At 72.6% G+C, this 22,660-nt stretch carries 19 protein-coding genes and 1 riboswitch; of the genes, 18 read left to right on the top strand and 1 reads right to left on the bottom strand.

Annotated features, from left to right (window positions below; genetic code table 11):
- Positions 1 to 11 precede the first annotated feature (11 nt).
- The 15 genes from AMK16_RS04755 to AMK16_RS04685 all read left to right on the top strand — a co-directional run bounded on the left by AMK16_RS04755 (position 12) and on the right by AMK16_RS04685 (position 17,820).
- Complete coding sequence (locus AMK16_RS04755) at positions 12 to 1,859, top strand: DUF5941 domain-containing protein (RefSeq protein WP_073908918.1); 1,848 nt, start codon at positions 12 to 14, stop codon at positions 1,857 to 1,859.
- Positions 1,856 to 2,608 (top strand): phosphocholine cytidylyltransferase family protein, encoded by a 753-nt coding sequence (locus AMK16_RS04750; RefSeq protein WP_073908915.1) that lies wholly within the window; start codon positions 1,856 to 1,858, stop codon positions 2,606 to 2,608. Before AMK16_RS04755 ends, AMK16_RS04750 begins: the two co-directional genes overlap by 4 nt.
- The gene (locus tag AMK16_RS04745) at positions 2,596 to 3,657 is read left to right on the top strand and encodes an iron-containing alcohol dehydrogenase family protein (protein WP_073908913.1); all 1,062 of its coding nucleotides are present in this window, start codon (positions 2,596 to 2,598) and stop codon (positions 3,655 to 3,657) included. The genes AMK16_RS04750 and AMK16_RS04745 overlap by 13 nt, the downstream gene beginning before the upstream one ends.
- Positions 3,635 to 4,414 carry a CDP-alcohol phosphatidyltransferase family protein gene (locus AMK16_RS04740; protein ID WP_073908910.1) on the top strand — a complete coding sequence of 260 codons (780 nt, stop codon included), beginning with the start codon at positions 3,635 to 3,637 and terminating at the stop codon, positions 4,412 to 4,414. Before AMK16_RS04745 ends, AMK16_RS04740 begins: the two co-directional genes overlap by 23 nt.
- 35 nt (positions 4,415 to 4,449) lie before the next feature.
- Positions 4,450 to 5,295 carry a glycosyltransferase family 2 protein gene (locus AMK16_RS04735; protein ID WP_443333537.1) on the top strand — a complete coding sequence of 282 codons (846 nt, stop codon included), beginning with the start codon at positions 4,450 to 4,452 and terminating at the stop codon, positions 5,293 to 5,295.
- 94 nt (positions 5,296 to 5,389) lie between these two features.
- A complete protein-coding gene (locus tag AMK16_RS04730) occupies positions 5,390 to 6,319 on the top strand; it encodes an ABC transporter permease (RefSeq protein WP_073908905.1) in 930 nt (309 codons plus the stop codon).
- Positions 6,312 to 7,094 (top strand): ABC transporter ATP-binding protein, encoded by a 783-nt coding sequence (locus tag AMK16_RS04725; RefSeq protein ID WP_073908901.1) that lies wholly within the window; start codon positions 6,312 to 6,314, stop codon positions 7,092 to 7,094. The genes AMK16_RS04730 and AMK16_RS04725 overlap by 8 nt, the downstream gene beginning before the upstream one ends.
- Before the next feature lie 343 nt (positions 7,095 to 7,437).
- Positions 7,438 to 8,367, top strand: coding sequence for a squalene synthase HpnC (gene hpnC / locus AMK16_RS04720; protein ID WP_199885341.1), 930 nt, complete (start codon positions 7,438 to 7,440; stop codon positions 8,365 to 8,367).
- Complete coding sequence (gene hpnD, locus AMK16_RS04715; RefSeq protein WP_073908899.1) at positions 8,364 to 9,344, top strand: presqualene diphosphate synthase HpnD; 981 nt, start codon at positions 8,364 to 8,366, stop codon at positions 9,342 to 9,344. Before hpnC ends, hpnD begins: the two co-directional genes overlap by 4 nt.
- A 214-nt stretch (positions 9,345 to 9,558) precedes the next feature.
- On the top strand, positions 9,559 to 10,947 hold the full coding sequence (hpnE, locus tag AMK16_RS04710) for a hydroxysqualene dehydroxylase HpnE (RefSeq protein ID WP_073908896.1): 1,389 nt from the start codon (positions 9,559 to 9,561) through the stop codon (positions 10,945 to 10,947).
- A gap of 53 nt (positions 10,948 to 11,000) precedes the next feature.
- The gene (locus AMK16_RS04705; RefSeq protein ID WP_073908893.1) at positions 11,001 to 12,101 is read left to right on the top strand and encodes a polyprenyl synthetase family protein; all 1,101 of its coding nucleotides are present in this window, start codon (positions 11,001 to 11,003) and stop codon (positions 12,099 to 12,101) included.
- Positions 12,102 to 12,660: 559 nt separating this feature from the next.
- Complete coding sequence (shc, locus tag AMK16_RS04700) at positions 12,661 to 14,679, top strand: squalene--hopene cyclase (RefSeq protein WP_079191387.1); 2,019 nt, start codon at positions 12,661 to 12,663, stop codon at positions 14,677 to 14,679.
- On the top strand, positions 14,679 to 15,356 hold the full coding sequence (locus tag AMK16_RS04695) for a phosphorylase family protein (RefSeq protein WP_073908891.1): 678 nt from the start codon (positions 14,679 to 14,681) through the stop codon (positions 15,354 to 15,356). The genes shc and AMK16_RS04695 overlap by 1 nt, the downstream gene beginning before the upstream one ends.
- A gap of 5 nt (positions 15,357 to 15,361) precedes the next feature.
- Complete coding sequence (gene hpnH, locus AMK16_RS04690; protein WP_073908888.1) at positions 15,362 to 16,393, top strand: adenosyl-hopene transferase HpnH; 1,032 nt, start codon at positions 15,362 to 15,364, stop codon at positions 16,391 to 16,393.
- Complete coding sequence (locus tag AMK16_RS04685) at positions 16,390 to 17,820, top strand: aspartate aminotransferase family protein (RefSeq protein WP_073908885.1); 1,431 nt, start codon at positions 16,390 to 16,392, stop codon at positions 17,818 to 17,820. The genes hpnH and AMK16_RS04685 overlap by 4 nt, the downstream gene beginning before the upstream one ends.
- A 14-nt stretch (positions 17,821 to 17,834) precedes the next feature.
- Here the strand turns inward: AMK16_RS04685 and AMK16_RS04680 are convergent, their stop codons facing one another.
- A complete protein-coding gene (locus AMK16_RS04680; RefSeq protein ID WP_073908883.1) occupies positions 17,835 to 18,650 on the bottom strand; it encodes a tyrosine-protein phosphatase in 816 nt (271 codons plus the stop codon).
- Positions 18,651 to 18,961: 311 nt separating this feature from the next.
- A riboswitch (cyclic di-AMP (ydaO/yuaA leader) is annotated at positions 18,962 to 19,136 on the top strand.
- Positions 19,137 to 19,138: 2 nt separating this feature from the next.
- Between AMK16_RS04680 and AMK16_RS04675 the strand changes: the two genes are divergently transcribed.
- From AMK16_RS04675 to AMK16_RS04665, 3 genes are all read left to right on the top strand, one after another.
- Complete coding sequence (locus AMK16_RS04675) at positions 19,139 to 20,155, top strand: M23 family metallopeptidase (protein WP_073908880.1); 1,017 nt, start codon at positions 19,139 to 19,141, stop codon at positions 20,153 to 20,155.
- 163 nt (positions 20,156 to 20,318) lie between these two features.
- Positions 20,319 to 21,104 (top strand): SGNH/GDSL hydrolase family protein, encoded by a 786-nt coding sequence (locus tag AMK16_RS04670; RefSeq protein WP_073908877.1) that lies wholly within the window; start codon positions 20,319 to 20,321, stop codon positions 21,102 to 21,104.
- Between the two features lie 155 nt (positions 21,105 to 21,259).
- A complete protein-coding gene (locus tag AMK16_RS04665; protein ID WP_073908874.1) occupies positions 21,260 to 22,459 on the top strand; it encodes an MBL fold metallo-hydrolase in 1,200 nt (399 codons plus the stop codon).
- Positions 22,460 to 22,660 lie beyond the last annotated feature (201 nt).

The following is a 22,660-nucleotide window of genomic DNA, read 5'->3' as shown; positions in this document are numbered from 1 at the left end:
AGTGAGTTCGTCTGCCGACCGCCATCCTCACCGGCCTGCCGGTCCCCGGATCACCCCTCGCGGACGAGCTGCGCTCCCTCGGCTTCGACGTCCGCCCCGCCACGGGCTCCGAGGACGCCGTGGCCGCGCTGTCGGCCGTACCCCGCGACCAGCGCGTGGCCGTCGTGGACAGCGCCTTCGTCGGCCACCTGCACGCGCTGCGCCTCGCACTGACCGACCCGCGCTTCGACGCCTGCGCGGTCACCGGCGCCCTCGCCGTGCAGCCGGGCGCCCGCGAGGCCCTCGACAAGGCCGTGGCCCGGGCCGGCGCCCATGACGCCCCCGGCACCGGCGCCGCCGCGGCGGCCGGATCCCACAACAGCGCCGGCACCGGCACCGGCACCGTGTCGTACGCGGACCGGCTCGCCGCCGAGGTCGAGACCGCCGGGACGGCCGTCCAGCGCCCCGAGCTCGGCACCCTCGTCGCCGCCGTCCCCGCCACCGCGGCGGACCGGGAGGCGGCGACCGCCGCCGTCGCCGCGGTCGACGACGAGGCCGTGCGCCTGCGCACCGCCGTGAAGTCCCGTGACGGCTTCTTCACCACCTTCGCCATCAGCCCCTACTCGCGGTACATCGCCCGCTGGTGCGCCCGCCGAGGCCTGACCCCGAACCAGGTCACGACCGCTTCGCTGATCACCGCGCTGATAGCGGCCGGCTGCGCCGCCACCGGTGAGCGCTGGGGCTACGTCGCCGCCGGTGTCCTCCTCCTCGTCTCCTTCGTCCTGGACTGCACCGACGGGCAGCTGGCCCGCTACTCGCTCCAGTACTCGACGATGGGCGCCTGGCTCGATGCGACCTTCGACCGCGCCAAGGAGTACGCCTTCTACGCGGGCCTCGCGCTGGGGGCCGCCAGGAACGGGGACGACGTCTGGGGCCTCGCCCTCGGCGCCATGATCCTGATGACCTGCCGGCACGTCGTCGACTTCGCCTTCAACGAGGCCAACCACGACGCCACCGCCAACACCAGCCCCACCGCCGCGCTGTCCGGACGGCTCGACAGCGTCGGCTGGACGGTCTGGGTGCGACGCATGATCATCCTGCCGATCGGCGAGCGCTGGGCGATGATCGCGGTCCTGACCGCCGTCACCACCCCCCGCACCGTCTTCTACGCCCTCCTGATCGGCTGCGCCTTCGGCGCGCTGTACACCACCGCCGGCCGGGTACTGCGCTCGCTCACCCGCAGGGCCGAGCGGACCGACCGGGCCGCCCAGGCCCTCGCCGAGCTCGCCGACCCGGGGCCCGCGGCCGAACTGACCGGCCGCCTGATCGGCCGGACGCTGCCGGGCGCCGGGCTCGCCGCAGCCGTCGTCGGCGCCGGCGCACTGCTCTGGACGGCGTGGGCCCAGCCCTTCGGCAGCCGCCAGGTGGTCGTCGCCGCCGTCTTCTACGCCCTGCTCTCGGGCGCCGCCCTCGCCCGCCCCCTCAAGGGGGCACTCGACTGGCTCGTCCCGCCGGTCTTCCGCGCCGCCGAGTACACCACCGTGCTGGCCCTCGCGGCCGGGGCCGGCGTCCCCGGAGCCCTTCCGGCGGCATTCGGACTGGTCGCGGCGGTCGCCTACCATCACTACGACACGGTGTACCGCATCCGCGGAGGCACCGGCGCGCCCCCGCACTGGCTGGTGCGGACGATCGGCGGCCAGGAAGGCCGGGTCCTGCTGACCGCGGTCCTGGCGGCCGTCCTGGCGACGCGGGAGACGGACTTCCCCGTCGCGCTCACGGCCATGGCCGTGGCCGTGGCACTCGTGGTGCTCGTGGAGAGCATCCGCTTCTGGGTCTCCTCCGGAGCACCCGCCGTACATGACGAAGGAGAACCAGCATGATCGGCCTTGTACTCGCGGCCGGTGCGGGACGCCGTCTGCGTCCCTACACCGACACCCTCCCCAAGGCCCTCGTGCCCGTCGGCCCCGAAGGCCAGGAGGAGAGCCTCACCGTTCTCGACCTGACCCTGGGCAACTTCGCCGAGGTCGGCCTCACCGAGGTCGCCGTCGTCGTCGGCTACCGCAAGGAGGCCGTCTACGAGCGCCGCGAGGCGCTGGAGGCCAAGTACGGCGTCAAGATCACGCTGATCGACAACGACAAGGCCGAGGAGTGGAACAACGCCTACTCCCTGTGGTGTGCGCGTGACGTCCTGAAGCAGGGCGTGATCCTCGCCAACGGCGACACCGTCCACCCGGTCTCCGTCGAGAAGACCCTGCTCGCCGCCCGCGGCGACGGCCAGAAGATCATCCTCGCCCTCGACACGGTCAAGAACCTGGCCGACGAGGAGATGAAGGTCGTGGTGGACGGCGAGCGCGGCGTCCGCAAGATCACCAAGTTGATGGACCCGGCCGACGCGACCGGCGAGTACATCGGCGTCACCCTCATCGAGCCCGAGGCCGGCGAGCAGCTGGCCGAGGCCCTGAAGACCACCTTCGAGCGCGACCCCGACCTCTACTACGAGGACGGCTACCAGCAGCTCGTCAACGACGGCTTCACCATCGACGTGGCCCCCATCGGCGACGTGAAGTGGGTCGAGATCGACAACCACGACGACCTCGCCAAGGGCCGGACGATCGCATGCCAGTACTGACGAGGCTCATCCCCTCGCCCGTCGTCGTCGACATCGGCCGCGGGGCCATGGACGACCTGGCCGGCCTCCTGGCCGACCAGCGGATCTCCGCGTCCGGCAAGCTGGCGATCGCGATCAGCGGCGGCTCCGGCGTCGCGCTGCGCGCCAAGCTGGAGCCCGTACTGCCCCACGCCGACTGGTACGCCGTCGTCGACGGCACCATCGACTCCGCGGTGAAGCTGGCCGACGACATAAAGGGCCGCCGCTACGACGCCGTGGTGGGCCTGGGCGGCGGAAAGATCATCGACGTGGCGAAGTACGCCGCGGCGCGGGTCGGGCTGCCGATGGTGGCCGTCGCCACCAACCTCTCGCACGACGGCATCTGCTCGCCGGTGTCCATCCTGGACAACGACAACGGCCGCGGCTCCTACGGCGTCCCCACGCCGATCGCCATGGTGATCGACCTCGACGTCATCAAGGAAGCCCCGGTCCGCTTCATCCGGGCCGGCATCGGCGACGCGATCTCCAACATCTCGGCCATCGCCGACTGGGAGCTCTCGCGCAAGGTCACCGGCGAGCCGGTGGACGGCCTGGCCGCGGCCATGGCCCGTACCGCGGGCGAGTCCGTGCTGCGCCACCCCGGCGGATGCGGCGACGACGAGTTCCTCACCGTGCTCTCCGAGGCGCTGGTCCTCTCCGGCATCGCCATGTCGATCAGCGGGGACTCCCGCCCCTCCTCCGGCGCCTGCCACGAGATCAGCCACGCCTTCGACCTGCTCTACCCGGGCCGCTCCGCGCTCCACGGCGAGCAGGTCGGCATCGGCGCGGCCTTCGCGATGCACCTGCGCGGCTCCGGCGAGCAGTCCGGCCTCTTCGTCGACGTGCTGCGCCGGCACGGGCTGCCGGTGAGCCCGGAGGAGATCGGCTTCAGCATCGACGAGTTCGTCACCGCCGTGGAGTACGCCCCGCAGACCCGCCCGGGACGCTTCACGATCCTGGAGCACCTCAACCTGTCCGCCGCCGAGATCAGGGACGCTTACGCCGACTATGCCAAGACCATCCGTAGCTGAACTCCGGCCCGTCGTGCACCCGGCGGGCGTGAAGGACCGGCGCAGCGGCGAGCACTGGGGCGGGCGCCTCTACATGCGCGAGGTCTCGCTGCGCATCACCCGTCTCCTGGTCACCACGAAGGTCACGCCGAACCAGCTGACCTACGTGATGACGCTGGCCGGCGTCCTCGCCGCACCCGCTCTGCTGGTGCCCGGCATCGGGGGCGCCGTCCTCGGCGTGGTCGCGGTCCAGCTGTACCTGCTGCTCGACTGCGTGGACGGGGAGGTCGCCCGCTGGAAGAAGCAGTTCTCGCTCTCCGGCGTCTACCTGGACCGCGTCGGCGCCTACCTGTGCGACGCCGCGGTGCTGGTCGGCTTCGGCCTGCGCGCCGCGGACCCGTGGGGCACCGGCCGGATCGACTGGCTGTGGGCCTTCCTCGGCACCCTCGCGGCGCTCGGCGCGATCCTGATCAAGGCCGAGACGGACCTGGTCGGCGTAGCCCGGCACCAGGTCGGCAAGGAGCCGGTCAAGGAATCGGCGTCCGAGCCGCGCTCCTCGGGCATGGCGCTCGCCCGCAGGGCCGCTGCCGCGCTCAAGTTCCACCGGCTGGTCCTCGGCATAGAAGCCTCGCTGCTCATCCTGGTGCTGGCCGTCCTGGACCAGATCCGCGGGGACCTGTTCTTCTCCCGGCTCGGGGTCGCCGTGCTCGCCGGCATCGCGATGCTCCAGACGGTGCTGCACCTGGTCTCGGTCCTCGCCTCCAGCAGGCTCAAGTGACCGCCCCGCTGCGGCTGGGCGCCGTGATCATCACCATGGGCAACCGGCCCGACGAGCTCAAGGCGCTCCTCGACTCGGTGGCCCGCCAGGAGGGCGACCCCGTCGAGGTCGTCGTGGTGGGCCAGGGCGTGCGGGTCACCGGGCTGCCCGAGGGCGTCCGCACCGTCGACCTGCCCGAGAACCTGGGCATCCCCGGCGGGCGCAACGTCGGCATCGAGGCCTTCGGGCCCGGCGGCAGCGACGTCGACGTGCTGCTCTTCCTGGACGACGACGGCCTCCTGGAGCGCACCGACACCGCCGAGCTGTGCCGGCAGGCATTCACCGAGGACCCCAGGCTCGGGATCGTCAGCTTCCGCATCGCCGATCCGCAGACCGGCGAGACCCAGCGCCGCCACGTGCCGCGGCTGCGCGCCTCGGACCCGATGCGCTCCTCGCGCGTCACCACCTTCCTGGGCGGTGCGAACGCCGTCCGCACGACGGTGTTCGGGCAGGTCGGAGCATTGCCCGGGGAGTTCTTCTACGCGCACGAGGAGACCGACCTGGCCTGGCGGGCGCTCGACGCGGGGTGGCTGATCGACTACCGGGCGGACATGGTGCTGCTGCACCCGAAGACCGCCCCCTCCCGGCACGCGGTCTACCACCGTATGGTGGCCCGTAACCGGGTGTGGCTCGCCCGCCGCAACCTGCCCGCACCGCTGGTCCCGGTCTACCTGGGCGTCTGGCTCCTGCTGACGCTCCTGCGCAGGCCCTCCGGACCGGCGCTGAAGGCCTGGTTCGGCGGATTCAGGGAGGGGTGGACCACTCCCTGCGGTCCCCGCCGCCCGATGAGATGGCGTACGGTCTGGCGGTTGACCCGACTGGGTCGACCACCTGTCATCTGACAGGCCCGCGTCTGGGAACATGGCGCGATCACGGGCCTCGCGCCACCAGCCTGATGCCCCTCCTGCCGCATCTTGAAGACGAAAGTTTCAACTTGTGAGTGACACAACCCACGACGGCGCCCTCGCCACGAGCAGGCCGCCGTCCGACGACGCGGGGCTGAGCCCCGCGGAGCTCGCCAGGAAGTACGGCCTCTCCGTGAGCGGCGCACGGCCCCGTCTGGGCGAGTACGTGCGGCAGCTCTGGGGTCGGCGCCACTTCATCATGGCCTTCTCCCGGGCCAAGCTGGTCGCGCAGTACAGCCAGGCGAAGCTCGGACAGGTCTGGCAGGTGGCGACCCCGCTGCTGAACGCCCTGGTCTACTGGCTGATCTTCGCGCTGATCCTCAAGGCGGACCGCGGCATGCCGAAGGGGGTCTACATCCCCTTCCTCGTGATCGGCATCTTCGTCTTCACCTTCACCCAGAGCTCGCTGATGGCGGGTGTCCGCGCGATCCCCGGGAACCTCGGCCTGGTCCGCGCGCTGCACTTCCCGCGCGCCTCCCTGCCGATCTCGTTCTCGATGCAGCAGCTCCAGCAGCTGCTGTACTCGATGATCGTCGTGTTCGTGGTGGTGATGGCCTTCGGGAACTTCCCGCGGCTGTCGTGGCTGCTGGTCGTCCCGGTGCTGGTGCTGCAGTTCGTCTTCAACACCGGTCTCGCCCTGGTCTTCGCGCGGGCGGGCTCCAAGACCCCCGACCTCGCGCAGCTGATGCCGTTCGTCACGCGTACGTGGATGTACGCCTCCGGCGTCATGTTCTCGATCAGCACGATGCTCAAGGACAGGCCCCAGTGGATCGCCGATGCGCTCCAGTGGAACCCGGCGGCGATCTACATGGACCTGATCCGGTTCGCGCTGATCGACAAATACGGCGCGGAGAACCTGCCGCCGCACGTCTGGGCGTTCGCTGTCGGCTGGGCCGTCGTCATCGGCCTCGGCGGCTTCGTGTATTTCTGGAAGGCTGAGGAGCGGTACGGCCGTGGCTGAGAACACCCAGGGGCGCGTCCCCACCGTCATCGCGGACGACGTGCACATCGTCTACCGCGTCAACACCGGCAGCTCCGGCAAGGGCAGCGCCACCGCCGCGCTCAGCAAGATAATCCGCCGGGGCAAGGGCGATGCACCGGGCGTGCGCCGGGTCCACGCCGTGCGCGGCGTCACCTTCACCGCGTACCGCGGCGAGGCCATCGGTCTGATCGGATCGAACGGTTCCGGCAAGTCGACTCTGCTGCGCGCCATCGCGGGGCTGCTGCCCTGCGAGGCGGGCAAGGTGTACACCGACGGCCAGCCCTCGCTGCTGGGTGTCAACGCGGCGCTGATGAACGACCTCACCGGTGAGCGCAACATCGTCCTCGGCGGTCTGGCGATGGGCATGAGCCGTGAGCAGATCAAGGAGCGCTACCAGGGGATCGTCGACTTCTCGGGCATCAACGAGAAGGGCGACTTCATCTCCCTGCCGATGCGCACCTACTCCTCCGGCATGGCCGCGCGTCTGCGCTTTTCCATCGCGGCGGCCAAGGACCACGACGTCCTGATGATCGACGAGGCCCTGGCCACGGGTGACCGCAGCTTCCAGGTGCGCTCCGAGAACCGCATCCGCGAACTGCGGGAGAAGGCCGGCACGGTCTTCCTGGTGAGCCACAACAACAAGTCCATCCGTGACACCTGCGACCGGGTGCTGTGGCTGGAAAAGGGCGAACTCCTCATGGACGGGCCCACGGAGGAAGTCGTCTCGGCGTACGAGAAGGCGTCCAACGGCTGACCGCCGGGCCGGGCGCCCCGGCCCGGCTCCGAGGCCCCCGCCGCTCAGCGGCGGGGGCCTCGGCATGTCCGTCCGGTTCCCCGGCGACATTCGGTGGCGCGGCGAATACCCAGGCGGCTTCCGCGGCGTTGTACAGCGTAAGCTGAAGCAGTCCTCAATCGCGGCAAGAGGGGACGATTCACCGCAGGTGAACGGCCCAGGGTCACCCCGGGGAAACCCAGGCGGCGTGTCCGAAATAGGATGTATTGGGTCGGCAGTGTAGAACGGGAGATGTGACGGCAATGGCTACGGGAATTCTCCGGCCCCCAGGCACGACGGCCGTCCCCGCCCCGGGCGGCGGGCGGTGACCCGGGGGGACGGCATCCGCCCTCTGTCCGACACGCTCCACACGCGCGCCACCCTCGCCAAGGCATCGGCCGAAAACTTTCCCGTCGCCCCCGCGTTCCTTCCCCGCGCCTGGCGCGACGGCCTGATGGCGGTCTACGGGTACGCCCGCCTCGTCGACGACATCGGCGACGGCGACCTCGCCCCCGGCGGCCGCGACGCCGTGCTCCTCGGACTGGACCCCGCCGCGGCGGACGACCGGCTCGCCCTGCTCGACGCCCTGGAGGCCGACCTGCGGCGCGTGTTCGGGAGGACCGACGGGCTGCCGCGACACCCCCTCGTACGGGCCCTGCTGCCCGTCGCCCGCACCCACGGCCTCACTCCGGCGCCCTTCCTCGCACTGATCGAGGCCAACCGGCAGGACCAACGGGTCGCGCGCTACGAGACGTACGGAGAACTCCTCGCCTACTGCGAGCTCTCCGCCAACCCGGTGGGGCGCCTCGTACTGGCCCTGACCGGCACGAGCACCCCCGAGCGCATCCGCCGCTCCGACGCCGTCTGCACCGCCCTGCAGATCGCCGAACACCTCCAGGACGTCGCCGAGGACCTCGGCCGGAACCGGATCTACCTGCCCGCCGAGGACATGGGGCGCTTCCACGTCGGCGAGCCCGACCTCAAGGCCGCCAGCGCCGGCGCGTCCGTACGCTCGCTGGTCGCGTTCGAAACCGCACGGGCACGCGAGCTCCTGGACGAGGGGATCCCGCTCGTGGGCAGCGTGCACGGCAGGCTCCGGCTGCTGCTCGCGGGTTTCGTGGGAGGAGGGCGCGCCGCCCTGAACGCGGTCGCCGGCGCGGGATTCGACGTGCTTCCCGGCCCACCCAAACCCACCAAGGGCGGCCTGCTCCGCGAGGTGGCCGCCGTCCTGCGCACAGCGCCGAGAAAGGGGTGAGCCCGACCGTGGAGGGCCCCGCACACACGTCCGTACCGTACGCGCCGTCCGCACCGGTCCTGGCCGCCTACAGCTACTGCGAGGCCGTCACCGGCGCGCAGGCGCGCAACTTCGCCTACGGCATCCGGCTGCTGCCCGTCGACAAGCGGCAGGCGATGTCCGCGCTGTACGCCTTCTCCCGGCGGGTGGACGACATCGGCGACGGCACGCTGGCCCCCGAGGTGAAGCTGGCCCGGCTGGAGGAGACCCGCACCCTGCTCGGCCGGATCCGGGCCGAGGAGATCGACGAGGACGACACCGACCCCGTTGCCGTCGCCCTCGCGCACGCCGCGCGCCGCTTCCCGATCCCGCTCGGCGGCCTCGACGAACTCATCGACGGCGTCCTGATGGACGTGCGCGGGGAGACCTACGAGACCTGGGACGACCTCAAGGCCTACTGCCGCTGCGTGGCCGGGGCCATCGGACGGCTCTCGCTCGGCGTGTTCGGGACGGCGCCCGCCACCGGGCCCGCAGCGGCCGGCGCCGCGCGCGCCGCGGAGTACGCCGACACGCTCGGCCTCGCCCTGCAGCTCACCAACATCCTCCGGGACGTCCGCGAGGACGCCGCCAACGGACGGACCTACCTGCCCGCCGAGGACCTCGCCAAATTCGGCTGCACGGACGCCTTCCGACACGACCGGGCCCCCGCGGGCGCCGACTTCGCCGGACTGGTCCATCACGAAGTCCGCCGCGCCCGGGCCCTGTTCGCCGAGGGCTACCGGCTCCTGCCGATGCTCGACCGGCGCAGCGGAGCCTGCGTGGCGGCCATGGCCGGCATCTACCGCCGCCTTCTCGACCGCATCGAGCGCGAGCCGGAGGCGGTCCTGCGCGGGCGCGTCTCCCTGCCGCCGCACGAGAAGGCGTACGTCGCCGTGCGCGGGCTCTCCGGCCTCGACGCGCGGACCATCTCCCGCCAGAGCAACCGGAGGCGGGCCTGATGGACCACCGGACGACCGCCCCGGCGCGGCGGTACGCTCCCGTGCGTCCCGTGCGTGCGGGCCGCCGCGCGCCGGTCCCGAGCACGGTGCGGGCAACCCGCCGGCCGGGGGCGGCGTCTGTCCACCAGGGCCGTACCCGCGCCGGGCGGACCGCGCGCCCCGTACGGCACCGGCCGGCCGGATGGGCCGGCAACCAGACACAGGGGGAGGGCTCATGAGCGGCAGCGACCACCGGGGCGGCCACGCCGTCGTGGTGGGCGGCGGCCTCGCCGGCGTCACCACCGCCCTCGAACTCGCCGACGCGGGGATCGAGGTCACCCTCCTCGAAGGCCGCCCCCGGCTCGGCGGGCTCGCCTTCTCCTTCAAGCGCGGCGAGCTGACCGTGGACAACGGCCAACACGTCTACCTGCGCTGCTGCACCGCCTACCGCTGGTTCCTGGACCGCGTCCGCGGGGCGGAACTGGCCCCGCTCCAGCGCCGGCTCGACGTGCCCGTCCTCGACGTCGCCCACCCCGGCGGCCCGCGCCTGGGACGGCTGCGCCGCAGCGCCCTGCCCGTGCCCCTGCACCTGGCGGGATCCCTGGCCCGCTATCCGCACCTCTCCCTCGCCGAGCGCGCGCGTGTCGGCCGCGCCGCCCTCGCGCTGCGCCGGCTCGACCCCGCCGACCCGGCACTGGACGGCCTGGACTTCGCGACCTGGCTCGGCCGCTACGGCCAGTCCGCCCGCACCATCGAAGCCCTCTGGGACCTCGTCGGCATCGCCACGCTCAACGCCACCGCCGAGCAGTCCTCGCTGGGCCTGGCCGCCATGGTCTTCAAGACCGGCCTGCTCTCCGAGAACGGCGCCGCCGACATCGGCTGGGCCCGCGTACCGCTCGGCGACCTGCACGACAGCCTCGCCCGCAAGGCGCTCGACGCGGCCGGGGTGCGGACCGCACTGCGCACCCGCGTCACCAACATCTCCCGTACGCAGAGCGGCGGTTGGCTCGTCCGGACGGAGGAGGAGACGATTCCCGCCGACACCGTCGTCCTCGCCGTGCCCCAGCGCGAGGCCCACGGGCTGCTGCCCGCGGGCGCGCTCGCCGATCCGGACAAGCTCCTCGACATCGGCACCGCGCCCATCCTCAACGTCCATGTCGTCTACGACCGCAAGGTGCTCAAGCAGCCCTTCTTCGCCGCGCTGGGCTCCCCGGTGCAGTGGGTCTTCGACCGTACCGACGCCTCCGGACTCACCGACGGCGGCCAGTACCTCGCGCTGTCCCAGTCCGTCGCCCAGGACGACATCGACGAGCCCGTCTCCCTGCTGCGCGGCAAGTACCTGCCCGAGCTGGAACGGCTGCTGCCAGCCGCCCGCGGCGCCAAGGTACGGGACTTCTTCGTGACCCGGGAGCGGACGGCCACCTTCGCCCCCACGCCCGGCGTCGGCCGGCTGCGCCCCGGCGCGCGGACCGACACGCCGGGGCTCTACCTGGCCGGTGCGTGGACTGCGACCGGTTGGCCCGCGACCATGGAGAGCGCCGTCCGCAGCGGACTGAACGCGGCCCACGCCGCGCTCGCCGCACTCGGCCGCCCCCGCCAACACCCTCTGCAGGAGGCGGCATGACGACGACCACGAGCACGACCGGCACAGCACGTACAGGAACAAGAGGAGAGCCAGTGAACCCGGGGAATCCGGCTGTCGAGAACGCGGATGCCACTGTGGGCACGGCCGGCGGGGGAGTGGAGAAGGCCGACACGATCGCCCTCCTGGAGCGCGGCCGCACGCTGTCGACGCCCGCTCTCCGCGCCGCCGTCGAGCGGCTCGCGGCGCCGATGGACACCGTCGCCGCCTATCACTTCGGCTGGATCGACGCCCAGGGCAACCCGGCCGACGGCGACGGCGGCAAGGCCGTGCGGCCCGCCCTCGCGCTGCTCTCCGCCGAAGCCGCCGGTGTCGCCGCCGAGGTCGGCATCCCGGGCGCCGTCGCCGTCGAACTCGTGCACAACTTCTCGCTGTTGCACGACGACCTGATGGACGGCGACGAGCAGCGCCGCCACCGCGACACGGTGTGGAAGGTGCACGGTCCGGCCCAGGCCATCCTCGTCGGCGACGCGCTCTTCGCCCTCGCCAACGAGGTCCTGCTGGAGCTGGGCACCGTCGAGGCGGGCCGCGCGGCGCGCCGGCTGACCACCGCCAGCCGGGGGCTCATCGACGGCCAGGCGCAGGACATCTCCTACGAGCACCGCGAACGCGTCAGCGTCGAGGAGTGCCTGGAGATGGAGGGCAACAAGACCGGCGCGCTGCTCGCCTGCGCGGTCTCCATCGGCGCCGTCCTCGGCGGCGCGGACGACCGTACGGCCGACAAGCTGGAGGAGTACGGCTACCACCTGGGTCTCGCCTTCCAGGCCGTGGACGACCTGCTCGGCATCTGGGGCGATCCGGAGGCCACCGGCAAGCAGACCTGGAGCGACTTGCGCCAGCGCAAGAAGTCCCTTCCGGTCGTCGCCGCCCTCGCGGCCGGCGGACCGGCCTGCGAGGAGCTCGCCGAGCTGCTGGCCGCCGATGCCAAGAGCAACGACTTCGAGAACTTCTCCGAGGAGGAGTTCGCGGCCCGAGCGGCGCTCATCGAGGCGGCCGGCGGCCGGCAGTGGACCGCCGACGAGGCCCGCCGCCAGCACGCCGTCGCGATCCGCGCCCTCGACGACGTCGACATGCCGCAGCGGGTCCGCGACCAGCTGGTGGCCCTGGCCGACTTCGTCGTCGTGCGCAAGCGGTGATCGCCACCCGATCGAGGATATGACTCGCGAGTCGCCGGCCGGCGCCCCTGCCTGACAGGGCGGGCACCGGCCGACGGCAGACCCCAGCACAGCAGAGGACACACTGTTCGAAGGGGAAGCCATGACAGCGACGACCGACGGCAGCGCCGAGAGCGCCGGCGCCGGCAACGGGACCGGTGCGCAGCCGCGCCCCGGCCTCTCCGGGCCCGGCCACGCCGGCGGCCCGGCACCGTCCGCGCCCGCCCGGGCGGGCGGCGGGGAGGCGGGTGCCATCCGGGTCCGTGTGGGCGGACCCGCCGCAGCTGCGGCCCCGGCGCAGCAGGGCAGGGGGCCGGCGGGCCGGGGAGCGGCGGGCAGCGCCCCGCCGGGTTTCGCCGCCGACGGGCCGGACACCGGCGGCGGCGGGATCCACGCGCATGCGGGTACGGCCACGGGCACCACCACGACGGCGACGGCCACCGCCAGTGCCCTCGCGGAGGCGCCCTTGCGCGGGGGGCCCCGCACGGCGCCCCCCGGCGGCCAGCCGGCGGGGCGCGCCACCACACGGACCGGGACGCCGATGACGGCCCGGATCACCGCGGACCTCCTCCTGCCCCCGGCGGACGGCCGCGAGCGGCCGGACGGCCCCTCCCTCCCCGGACAGCCCGCGCCCGCCGACCCGGCCGACCTGGCCGCGTACGAGGCGACCCTGCGGGCGACGCGGAACCTGCTGGAGCGCCAGGACCCCGAGGGGTGGTGGAAGGGCGACCTGGAGACCAACGTCACCATGGACGCCGAGGACCTCCTGCTCCGGCAGTTCCTCGGCATCCGCGACGAGGCGACCACCCACGCCGCCGCCCTCTTCATCCGCGGCGAGCAGCGCGACGACGGCACCTGGGCGACCTTCCACGGCGGCCCGCCCGAACTGTCCGCCACGATCGAGGCGTACGTGGCCCTGCGCCTGGCCGGTGACGCGCCCGGCGCACCGCACATGGCCCGCGCCTCCGCCTGGGTCCGCGCCCACGGCGGGATCGCCTCCGCCCGGGTCTTCACCCGCATCTGGCTGGCGCTCTTCGGCTGGTGGAACTGGGACCACCTGCCCGAACTCCCGCCCGAGCTGCTGTTCCTGCCGCCCTGGGTGCCGCTGAACATCTACGACTTCGGCTGCTGGGCCCGCCAGACCATCGTCCCGCTCACCGTGGTCTCCGCCCTGCGCCCCGTCCGCCCCGCCCCCTTCGCCCTGGACGAGCTCCACACCGATGCACAGGTACCGAACCCCGCCAGACGGCGCGCCCCGCTGACCAGTTGGGACGGTGCGTTCCAGCGGGTGGACAGGGTCCTGCACGCCTACCGGCGCTTCGCCCCGCGCCGGCTGCGCAAGGCGGCGATGGCCGCCGCCGCCCGCTGGATCATCGAGCGCCAGGAGAACGACGGCTGCTGGGGCGGCATCCAGCCGCCCGCCGTGTACTCCGTCATCGCCCTGCACCTGCTCGGCTACGACCTCGGCCACCCCGTGATGCGCGCCGGGCTGGAATCCCTGGACCGGTTCACGGTGTGGCGCGAGGACGGCGCCCGGATGGTCGAGGCCTGCCAGTCACCGGTCTGGGACACCTGCCTCGCCGCTATCGCCCTGGCCGACGCGGGCCTGCGCCCCGACCACCCGGCGCTCGTCAAGGCAGCCGACTGGATGCTCGGCGAGGAGGTCGTCCGCAGCGGGGACTGGGCGGTACGCCGCCCCGGGCTCGCCCCCGGCGGCTGGGCGTTCGAGTTCCACAACGACACCTACCCCGACATCGACGACACGGCCGAGGTCGTCCTCGCGCTGCGCCGCGTCAAGCACCCCGATCCGGCGCGGGTGGAGGCCGCCATCGCCCGCGGGGTGTCCTGGAACCTCGGCATGCAGTCGAAGAACGGCGCCTGGGGCGCCTTCGACGCCGACAACACCAGCCCCTTCCCCAACCGTCTGCCCTTCTGCGACTTCGGCGAGGTCATCGACCCGCCCTCGGCCGACGTCACCGCCCACGTGGTGGAGATGCTCGCCTTCGAGGGCCGGGCCGGCGACCCGCGGACCCGGCGCGCCGTCGCCTGGCTCCTCGCCGAGCAGGAGCCCGACGGGAGCTGGTTCGGCCGCTGGGGCACCAACTACGTCTACGGGACCGGCTCGGTGGTCCCGGCCCTCACCGCCGCGGGCATCGCCCCGGGGCATCCGGCGGTCCGGCGGGCCGTGCGCTGGCTGGAATCCGTACAGAACGAGGACGGCGGGTGGGGCGAGGACCAGCGCTCCTACAAGGACCGCTCGTGGGCCGGCAAGGGCGCCTCCACCCCCTCCCAGACCGCGTGGGCCCTGATGGCCCTGCTCTCGGCCGGTGAGCGGGACGGCGACGCCGTCGAACGGGGCATCGCCCACCTGGTGCGCACGCAGGCCGAGGACGGCTCCTGGGACGAGCCCCACTTCACCGGCACCGGCTTCCCCTGGGACTTCTCCATCAACTACCACCTGTACCGGCAGGTGTTCCCCCTCACCGCGCTGGGCCGCTACCTGTACGGAGAACCGTTCGCCCCCGCCGGAGCGCGTACCGGCCCGGCCGGGAAGTCCTGATGCCCGCCGGCACAGGCGGCGGCGAGGGGGACCGGCCCGGCAACCCCGATCCCCTGCTGGTCGCCTGCGCACTGCGGATCGAGCGCACGGCGCTGCGCAGCGCGGACCGGGGCGGACGCGGCGAACGGCCGGCCTCCTACGCCATCCTGCGCACCGGGATGGGGCCGCGGGCGGCCGAACGGGCCGTTCGCCGCGCGCTGGAGCGGCCCGGGATGGACCGGGCCGCCGTCCTGGCGACCGGCTTCTGCGCGGGGCTCGTCCCCGGCATGCACCCCGGCGACCTGGTCGTCGCCGCGGCGGCCGGGGACCCGCGGGGGAGCGTCCCGTGCACCGGGACCGCCCTGCTCGCCGAGGCACTGGCGCGGGCCGTGCCCGGCCGTACCGTGCACACCGGCGCTCTGACCGGATCCGACCACGTCGTCCGCGGCCAGGAGCGCGCGCGGCTGCGCGCCACGGGCGCCGTCGCCGTCGACATGGAGTCCGCGGCCACCCTGTGGACCGCCACCCGCGGCGCGAACCGCGCCGTTGCGGCCGTCCGGGTGATCGTGGACGCTCCGGAGCACGAGCTCGTCCGCATCGGCACCGTCCGCGGTGGAATATCGGCCTTCCGTGTATTGCGTGCCGTACTGCCCGCGTTCTATGACTGGCACCGTTCTTTGCTGCTCCCCAGGAGGTGAGCCAGATGGCCATGCCGCTGCGCCAGACCGTCAGGGTCGGGACCTATCTTCTCGAACAAAAGCTCCGCAAGCGTGAGAAGTTCCCGCTGATCGTCGAGCTGGAACCGCTCTACGCCTGCAACCTGGCCTGTGAGGGGTGCGGGAAGATCCAGCACCCGGCCGGGGTGCTCAAGCAGCGCATGCCGGTCGCCCAGGCGGTCGGCGCCGTGCTGGAGTCCGGCGCTCCCATGGTGTCCATCGCGGGCGGAGAGCCCCTGATGCACCCCCAGATCCACGAGATCGTGCGGCAGTTGGTCGCGCGGCGCAGGTACGTCTTCCTCTGCACCAACGCCGTGCTGTTGCGCAAGAAGATCGAGAAGTTCACGCCGTCCCCCTACTTCGCCTTCGCCGTGCACATCGACGGCCTGCGCGAGCGGCACGACGAGTCGGTGGCCAAGGAGGGCGTCTTCGACGAGGCCGTCGAGGCCATCAAGGAGGCGAAGAGGCGCGGCTTCCGGGTGACCACGAACTCCACCTTCTTCAACACGGACACCCCCCAGACCATCATCGAGGTGCTCAACTACCTGAATGACGACCTCCAGGTGGACGAGATGATGATCTCGCCCGCCTACGCCTACGAAAAGGCCCCCGACCAGGAGCACTTCCTGGGTGTGGAACAGACCCGAGAACTCTTCCGCAAAGCCTTCGCGGGAGGCAACCGCAGGCGCTGGCGCCTCAACCACTCGCCGCTCTTCCTGGACTTCCTGGAAGGAAAGGCCGATTTCCCCTGCACGGCCTGGGCCATTCCGAACTACTCCCTTTTCGGGTGGCAGCGCCCCTGCTATCTGATGAGCGACGGATACGTGAGCACCTACCGGGAACTGATCGAGGACACCGACTGGAACAGTTACGGCCGCGGCAAGGACCCGCGCTGCGCGAACTGCATGGCCCACTGCGGCTACGAGCCGACCGCCGTCCTCGCCACCATGGGCTCGCTCAAGGAGTCCCTGCGCGCGGCGCGGGAGACGATCGCCGGCAACCGGGGCAGCTCGGCATGACCCCCGCCGGACAGGGCCGCCGGGAACGGGACGGGGGCGGCCGGGGCCAGGGCTTCGACCTCGGCGCCCTGCTGGCGGAGCGGGGCGGGGAGCGGTACGAGCTGCACACCCGCCACCTCAACCACCAGCTGCCCCGGATGCTGCGCACCATCGGCTTCGACAAGGTGTACGTACGGGCCGAGGGCGCCCACTTCTGGGACGCCGAGGGCAACGACTACCTCGACATGCTGGCCGGGTTCGGGGTGATGGGCCTGGGCCGGCACCACCCCGTGGTCCGGCGCGCCCTGCACGACGTCCTGGACGCCCAGCTCGCCGACCTCACCCGCTTCGACTGCCAGCCACTGCCCGGACTGCTCGCCGAGAAGCTGCTCTCCCACAGCCCGCACCTGGACCGGGTCTTCTTCGGGAACAGCGGCACCGAGGCGGTGGAGACCGCGCTGAAGTTCGCCCGGTACGCCACCGGACGCACCAGGATCCTCTACTGCGACCACGCCTTCCACGGGCTCACCACCGGCTCGCTCTCGGTGAACGGCGAGGACGGCTTCCGGGACGGCTTCGCGCCGCTGCTCCCCGACACGAAGATCGCGCTCGGCGACCTGACCGCCCTGGAGCGGGAACTGGCGCGGGGTGACGTGGCGGCCCTCGTGGTCGAGCCGATCCAGGGCAAAGGGGTGCTTTCCGCCCCGCCCGGCTACCTGCTCGCGGCGCAGGAACTGCTGCACCGCCACAAGGCCCTGCTGATCGCGGACGAGGTGCAGACCGGTCTCGGACGGACCGGTGATTTCTACGCGTACCAGCACGAACCGGGCGTCGAACCGGACCTGGTGTGCGTGGCCAAGGCGCTCTCGGGCGGCTACGTGCCGGTCGGTGCGACCCTGGGCAAGGACTGGATCTTCAAGAAGGTCTACTCGTCCATGGACCGGGTCCTGGTGCACTCCGCGAGCTTCGGGTCCAACGCCCAAGCGATGGCGGCCGGGCTGGCGGTGCTCTCGGTCATGGAGGACGAGGAGGTCGTCGCCAACGCCCGGGCGACGGGCGACCTGCTGCGCGGCCGGCTCACCGCCCTGGTCGGCGAGTACGAGCTGCTGCACGAGGTGCGCGGGCGCGGGCTGATGATCGGCATCGAGTTCGGCCGGCCGTCCTCGCTGGGGCTGCGGGGCAGGTGGACCATGCTGCAGGCGGCCCGCAAGGGGCTCTTCGCGCAGATGGTCGTGGTGCCGCTGCTGCAGAAGCACCGGATCCTCACCCAGGTCTCCGGGGACCACCTGGAGGTCATCAAGCTCATCCCGCCGCTGATCGTGGACGAGCGGGACGTGGAGCGGTTCGTGACGGCCTTCCGCGCGGTCATGGACGAGGCACACGGCGGCTCGGGTCTGATGTGGGAGTTCGGCAGGACCCTGGTGAAGCAGGCCGTCGGCAACCGCTGACGGCCCGCTGCGGATCACACCAGCAGCTTGTCGCGCAGCGCGGCGAGGGTCGCGGGCGTCAGCCCGAGGCCCTGCGCCAGGTAGGGCTCCACGCCGCCCCACTGCTCGTCGATGGCAGCGAAGGCCGCCTCCAGGTAGGTGGCGCGCGCGTCGAAGAGCGGGGCGAGCAGCTCCATCACCTCGGGGGAGCGGGCCTCGGCGGACTCGCCGCTGCGGCGCACCGGGTAGCGGCGGTGCGGGGCGTTCGACTCCAGGTAGTCCGCCACGATCGCCTCGCGCTCGACACCCAGCGCCAGCAGGGTGACGGCGATCGACAGCCCCGCCCGGTCCTTGCCGGCGGCGCAGTGCAGGAGCGCGGGCACGCTGTCCTCGGCCAGGGCGCGGAGCACCCGGCCGTGCTCGGCGGTGCGGTGCCGGATGATGCCCCGGTAGGAGTTCGCCATCCGGGCCGCGCCCTTGCCGTCGCCCAGGACCGCGTGGAGCTGGGCGAGGTCGCCGTCGCGGACCATCTTCCAGAACTCCCGCCCGTCGGCCGGGTCCGAGAGCGGGATGTTGACGTTCCGTACGCCGGGCAGTTCGACGTCCGGGCCCTCCAGTGCGTGGTCGGCGGCGTTGCGGAAGTCGAAGACGGTGTGGAGCCCGAGCGAGACGAGGAATTGCGCATCGGTTTCGGTGGCATGTGCCAGATGTCCGCTTCGGAACAGTCGTCCCGTCCTGACCGTTCGCCCATCAGAAGTCGGCAATCCGCCCACATCGCGGAAATTACGCACTCCGGTCAATTCCGGCTCCGGCTGCGGAGGTGCCGGCGGGGTGGGTATCTGCTGGGTCACGGGAACTCCTCCGCATCGTCGTGTGGTGTCCGAATTGCACTACTAGGCGCTAACTTGCCGTACGCGGAGGCGAGATCGGGCACGTCCCCGTGAGCCAGATCATACGGTGACCGTGCGTGCCTGATCACAAAAGGCGAACCGCCCGGCCGGGGCGGTTGTTGGGGTGGGGGAATGGACGCAGGGTGACCGGAATTCCGCCGGCCCCTCATTTTTGTGAATGCGTCAGGGAATTCACGGCTTGTTCCCCGTGGCGGTACTGGTTTACCTTCGCGATCGATCCGGGCGGACCGCCGAATCCTGCCGCCACCCGGAAACCGCACCCGACTATTCGCGCGCGGCAGGAGCGGGGGAACCAGGTAAGCCGCCGTCCGGGATCTTTCCTCCGGAACGGCTAGGGGTGAAGCCGCACATGTCCCGGACACGGACGGCCGGACATCTCCAGTCCGAACCCGACAGCTCACCTCGCAGGCGACGGAGAGGAAAAAATCATGCCCGCAAAGGGTAAGCACCGCCGCCCCAAGTCCCGTTCCCTGTCCCGCGGTCTCGCCGTCGCCGGTACCGGTGGCGCGGCTCTCGCCCTGCCGCTGATGGGCGCCGCCGGTGCCCACGCGGCCGGCGCTCCGGCCATCGCCCCCGCCGTGACTCCCGCCATGCCCCCGCAGGCCCCGGCCCCGCAGCTCCCGGTCTCGCTCCAGGCCGCCCCTGCCGCGGCCGTGCAGGCCGCGCCGACCGTCTACACGGTCGTGCCGGGGGACTACCTCTCCAAGATCGCCGCCGAGCGCCACCTCCGGGGCGGCTGGGAGCGGCTCTACGCCGACAACCGCGAGGCCGTCGGCGGCAATCCCTCCCTGATCCACCCGGGGCTGAAGCTCACCCTCGGCGCGAAGGGCGAGGCGGCACCGGCCGAAGCGGCCCCTGCCCCGGCGCCGGCCGAACGGTCGTCGACCGGTTCCCCGGCCGCCGGCGCGGTCTCCCCGGACGTCCAGGACGCCCCGGCCGCCCCGCGGCCGGTTCCCCGGCAGAAGCAGAAGGCGCAGAGCGGCGGTTCGGCCGCGACGACGACGACCCCGGCGACCGCCCCGGCGACCGCCCCGAGCGGCGCCGGCTTCGTGGCCCCCGTCAGCGGCGGCATCTCCACCGCGTACAAGACCGCGGGCGCCATGTGGTCCTCCGGCTACCACACCGGCGTCGACTTCGTCGCGAGCACCGGCACCACCGTCAAGGCCGTCGGCGCGGGCACCGTGGTCTCCGCAGGCTGGGGCGGCGCCTACGGCAACGAGGTCGTCATCCGGCACGCGGACGGCAAGTACTCCCAGTACGGCCACCTCTCCTCGCTGTCCGTCTCCACGGGCCAGAGCGTCACCGCCGGCCAGCGCATCGGGCTCTCCGGCGCCACCGGCAACGTCACCGGCCCGCACCTGCACTTCGAGATCCGCACGGGCCCGTCCTACGGCTCGGACATCGACCCGCTGGGCTACCTCCGCTCCAAGGGCGTCAGCATCTGACGGCAGCCGCCGCGGAGCGCGGACACACGTCAGGCCGGGGCCCGAGGGGGGTCCCGGCCTGACCTGTTCCCTGTCCCCCGTGCCCGGGGTGGTGTAGATCACGGTCCGTCAACCCCTGCTTACGTTGGCGTAGGTCACCTGTGCGGGTGAAGGATGGTGTCCCGTGGCAGCGACGACGACGACACCCAAGACCATCGGCTCGTACGCGGCGATCGGGGACAGCTTCACCGAGGGCGTGGGGGACCCAGGACCCGGGGGCTCCTTCCTCGGCTGGGCGGACCGGCTCGCCGTGCTCCTGGCCGATCGGCGTGACGAGCACGACTTCCGTTACGCGAACCTGGCCGTGCGCGGCCGGCTCCTCGACCAGATCGTGGCCGAACAGGTCCCGCGGGCCAAGGCGCTCGCGCCCGACCTCGTGACCTTCTGCGCGGGCGGCAACGACATCATCCGGCCCGGCAGCGACCCCGACCACGTGGCGGAGCGGTTCGAGGCCGCCCTCGCCGACCTCACCGGGTCCGTCGGACTGGTCATGATCACCACCGGGTTCGACACGCGGGGCGTGCCGGTCCTGCGGCACCTCCGGGGCAAGATAGCGACGTACAACGCGCACGTCCGCGCCATCGCCGACCGGTACGGCTGCCCGGTCCTGGACCTCTGGTCGCTGAGGTCCGTACAGGACCGGCGGGCCTGGGACACCGACCGGCTGCACCTGTCGCCCGAGGGACACACGCGGGTCGCGCTGCGCGCCGCGCAGGTGCTCGGTCTCGAGGTCCCCACCGACCCGGACCAGCCGTGGCCCCCGCAGCGGCCGCGCGGCTCGGTGGACGTGACACGGGACAACATCCAGTGGGCGCGCGAACACCTCGTGCCGTGGATCGGCCGCCGGCTGCGGGGCGAGTCCTCCGGGGACCGCGTCGAGGCCAAGCGGCCTGACCTGCTGCCGCTGTAGTCCCCGTCCTCTTCCGCCGTGCCGGGCGCGGCGGAAGAGGACGGGACCGTGAGCGCAATCCTTCGGGGCGCGTGTACGGAATCCTTCGGGGCACGTGTGCGTTGGGATGGTCGAAGACCGACGACCGTCCCGACCCCATCCCTTCAGGAGGCGCCTTGACCGGCTCCCGTCCCTTGCGTCCCCGGCTGCGCGCCCTGCGTCCCGAAGCCTTCGGGGCGGACCCGTCCGGGGCGCGGCTGGAGCGCATCCACCGCTCGCCGAACTTCGCCGACGGCACCTTCCAGAACCCTGTCGGCGCCCGGACCCGGCCCTCGGGCTCCATGGCGGAGTTCGCCAAGATCTACTTCCGCAAGGAGCAGCGGATCCGGCGCAACCCCGGCGCGCCCGTCCCCGTCTACCCGACGACCCTCGCGGAGCTGGCGAAGCCGCCCGCGAGCGGGCTGCGGCTCACCTGGATGGGGCACTCCAGCGTCCTCGCGGAGATCGACGGCCGGCGGGTGCTGTTCGATCCGGTGTGGGGCGAGCGCTGCTCCCCCTTCCCCTTCGCCGGGCCCAGGCGGCTGCACCCCGTGCCGGTGCCGCTGGCCTCGCTGGGGGAGGTCGACGTCGTGGTCATCTCGCACGACCACTACGACCACCTCGACCTTCCGACGATCAAGGCTCTGGCCGGTACGGACACGCTCTTCGCCGTCCCGCTGGGAGTCGGCGCGCACCTGGAGCGCTGGGGCGTCCCGGCCGGCCGGCTGCGCGAGCTCGACTGGAACGAGAGCACCGAGGTCGCCGGGCTCACGCTCACCGCGACGCCCGCCCGGCACTTCTGCGGGCGCGGCCTGCGCAACCAGCAGCACACCCTGTGGGCGTCCTGGGTCGTCACCGGGGACGAGCACCGCATCTACCACAGCGGTGACACCGGCTACTTCCCCGGCTTCAAGGAGATCGGCGCCGCACACGGGCCCTTCGACGCGACGATGATCCAGATCGGGGCCTACTCCGAATACTGGCCCGACATCCACATGACGCCCGAGGAGGGCATGCGGGCCCACCTCGACCTCCAGGGCGGTACCCCGCACGGCACGATGCTGCCGATCCACTGGGGCACCTTCAACCTGGCGCCCCACCCGTGGGAGGAGCCGGGCGGGGGCACCCTGGCCGCCGCCGAGGGGGCCGGAGCGGCGGTCGCCCTGCCGATCCCGGGCCAGCCCTTCGAGCCGGGCGCGGCCGGGGCCCCGGCGCAGCCGTGGTGGCGGCCCTTCGTGGCGGGGGGCCCCGCCACGCCGGCCGTGTCCTCGGCCGTGGTCGCCACGGCCAGGGTGACGGGCGTGGTCCGCGAGGAGCCCGAAGCGGTCCAGTCGTAACGGCCGGCCCCGTTCATCGGCCTTCGGCCCGGGGCGGCCGGAGCCGCGGGTGAGGCCGTGGGCCGGGCAGCAGGCGGACGGGTCCGTCCGTGGCGGGTGGCGGGTGGTGGGCGGTCGGCGGTGTGCGTCGCGGACGGGTGGCCTCCGGCCAGGCCGGCTCCGACCACGCTTCCGGGCTCGGCTTCCGACCAGGCTTCCGAC

Source organism: Streptomyces sp. CB00455 (assembly GCF_001905445.1).
Classification (GTDB): domain Bacteria; phylum Actinomycetota; class Actinomycetes; order Streptomycetales; family Streptomycetaceae; genus Streptomyces.
The sequence above is the reverse complement of the archived record's forward strand: the minus strand, read 5'-3'. Positions and strand labels throughout refer to the sequence as shown.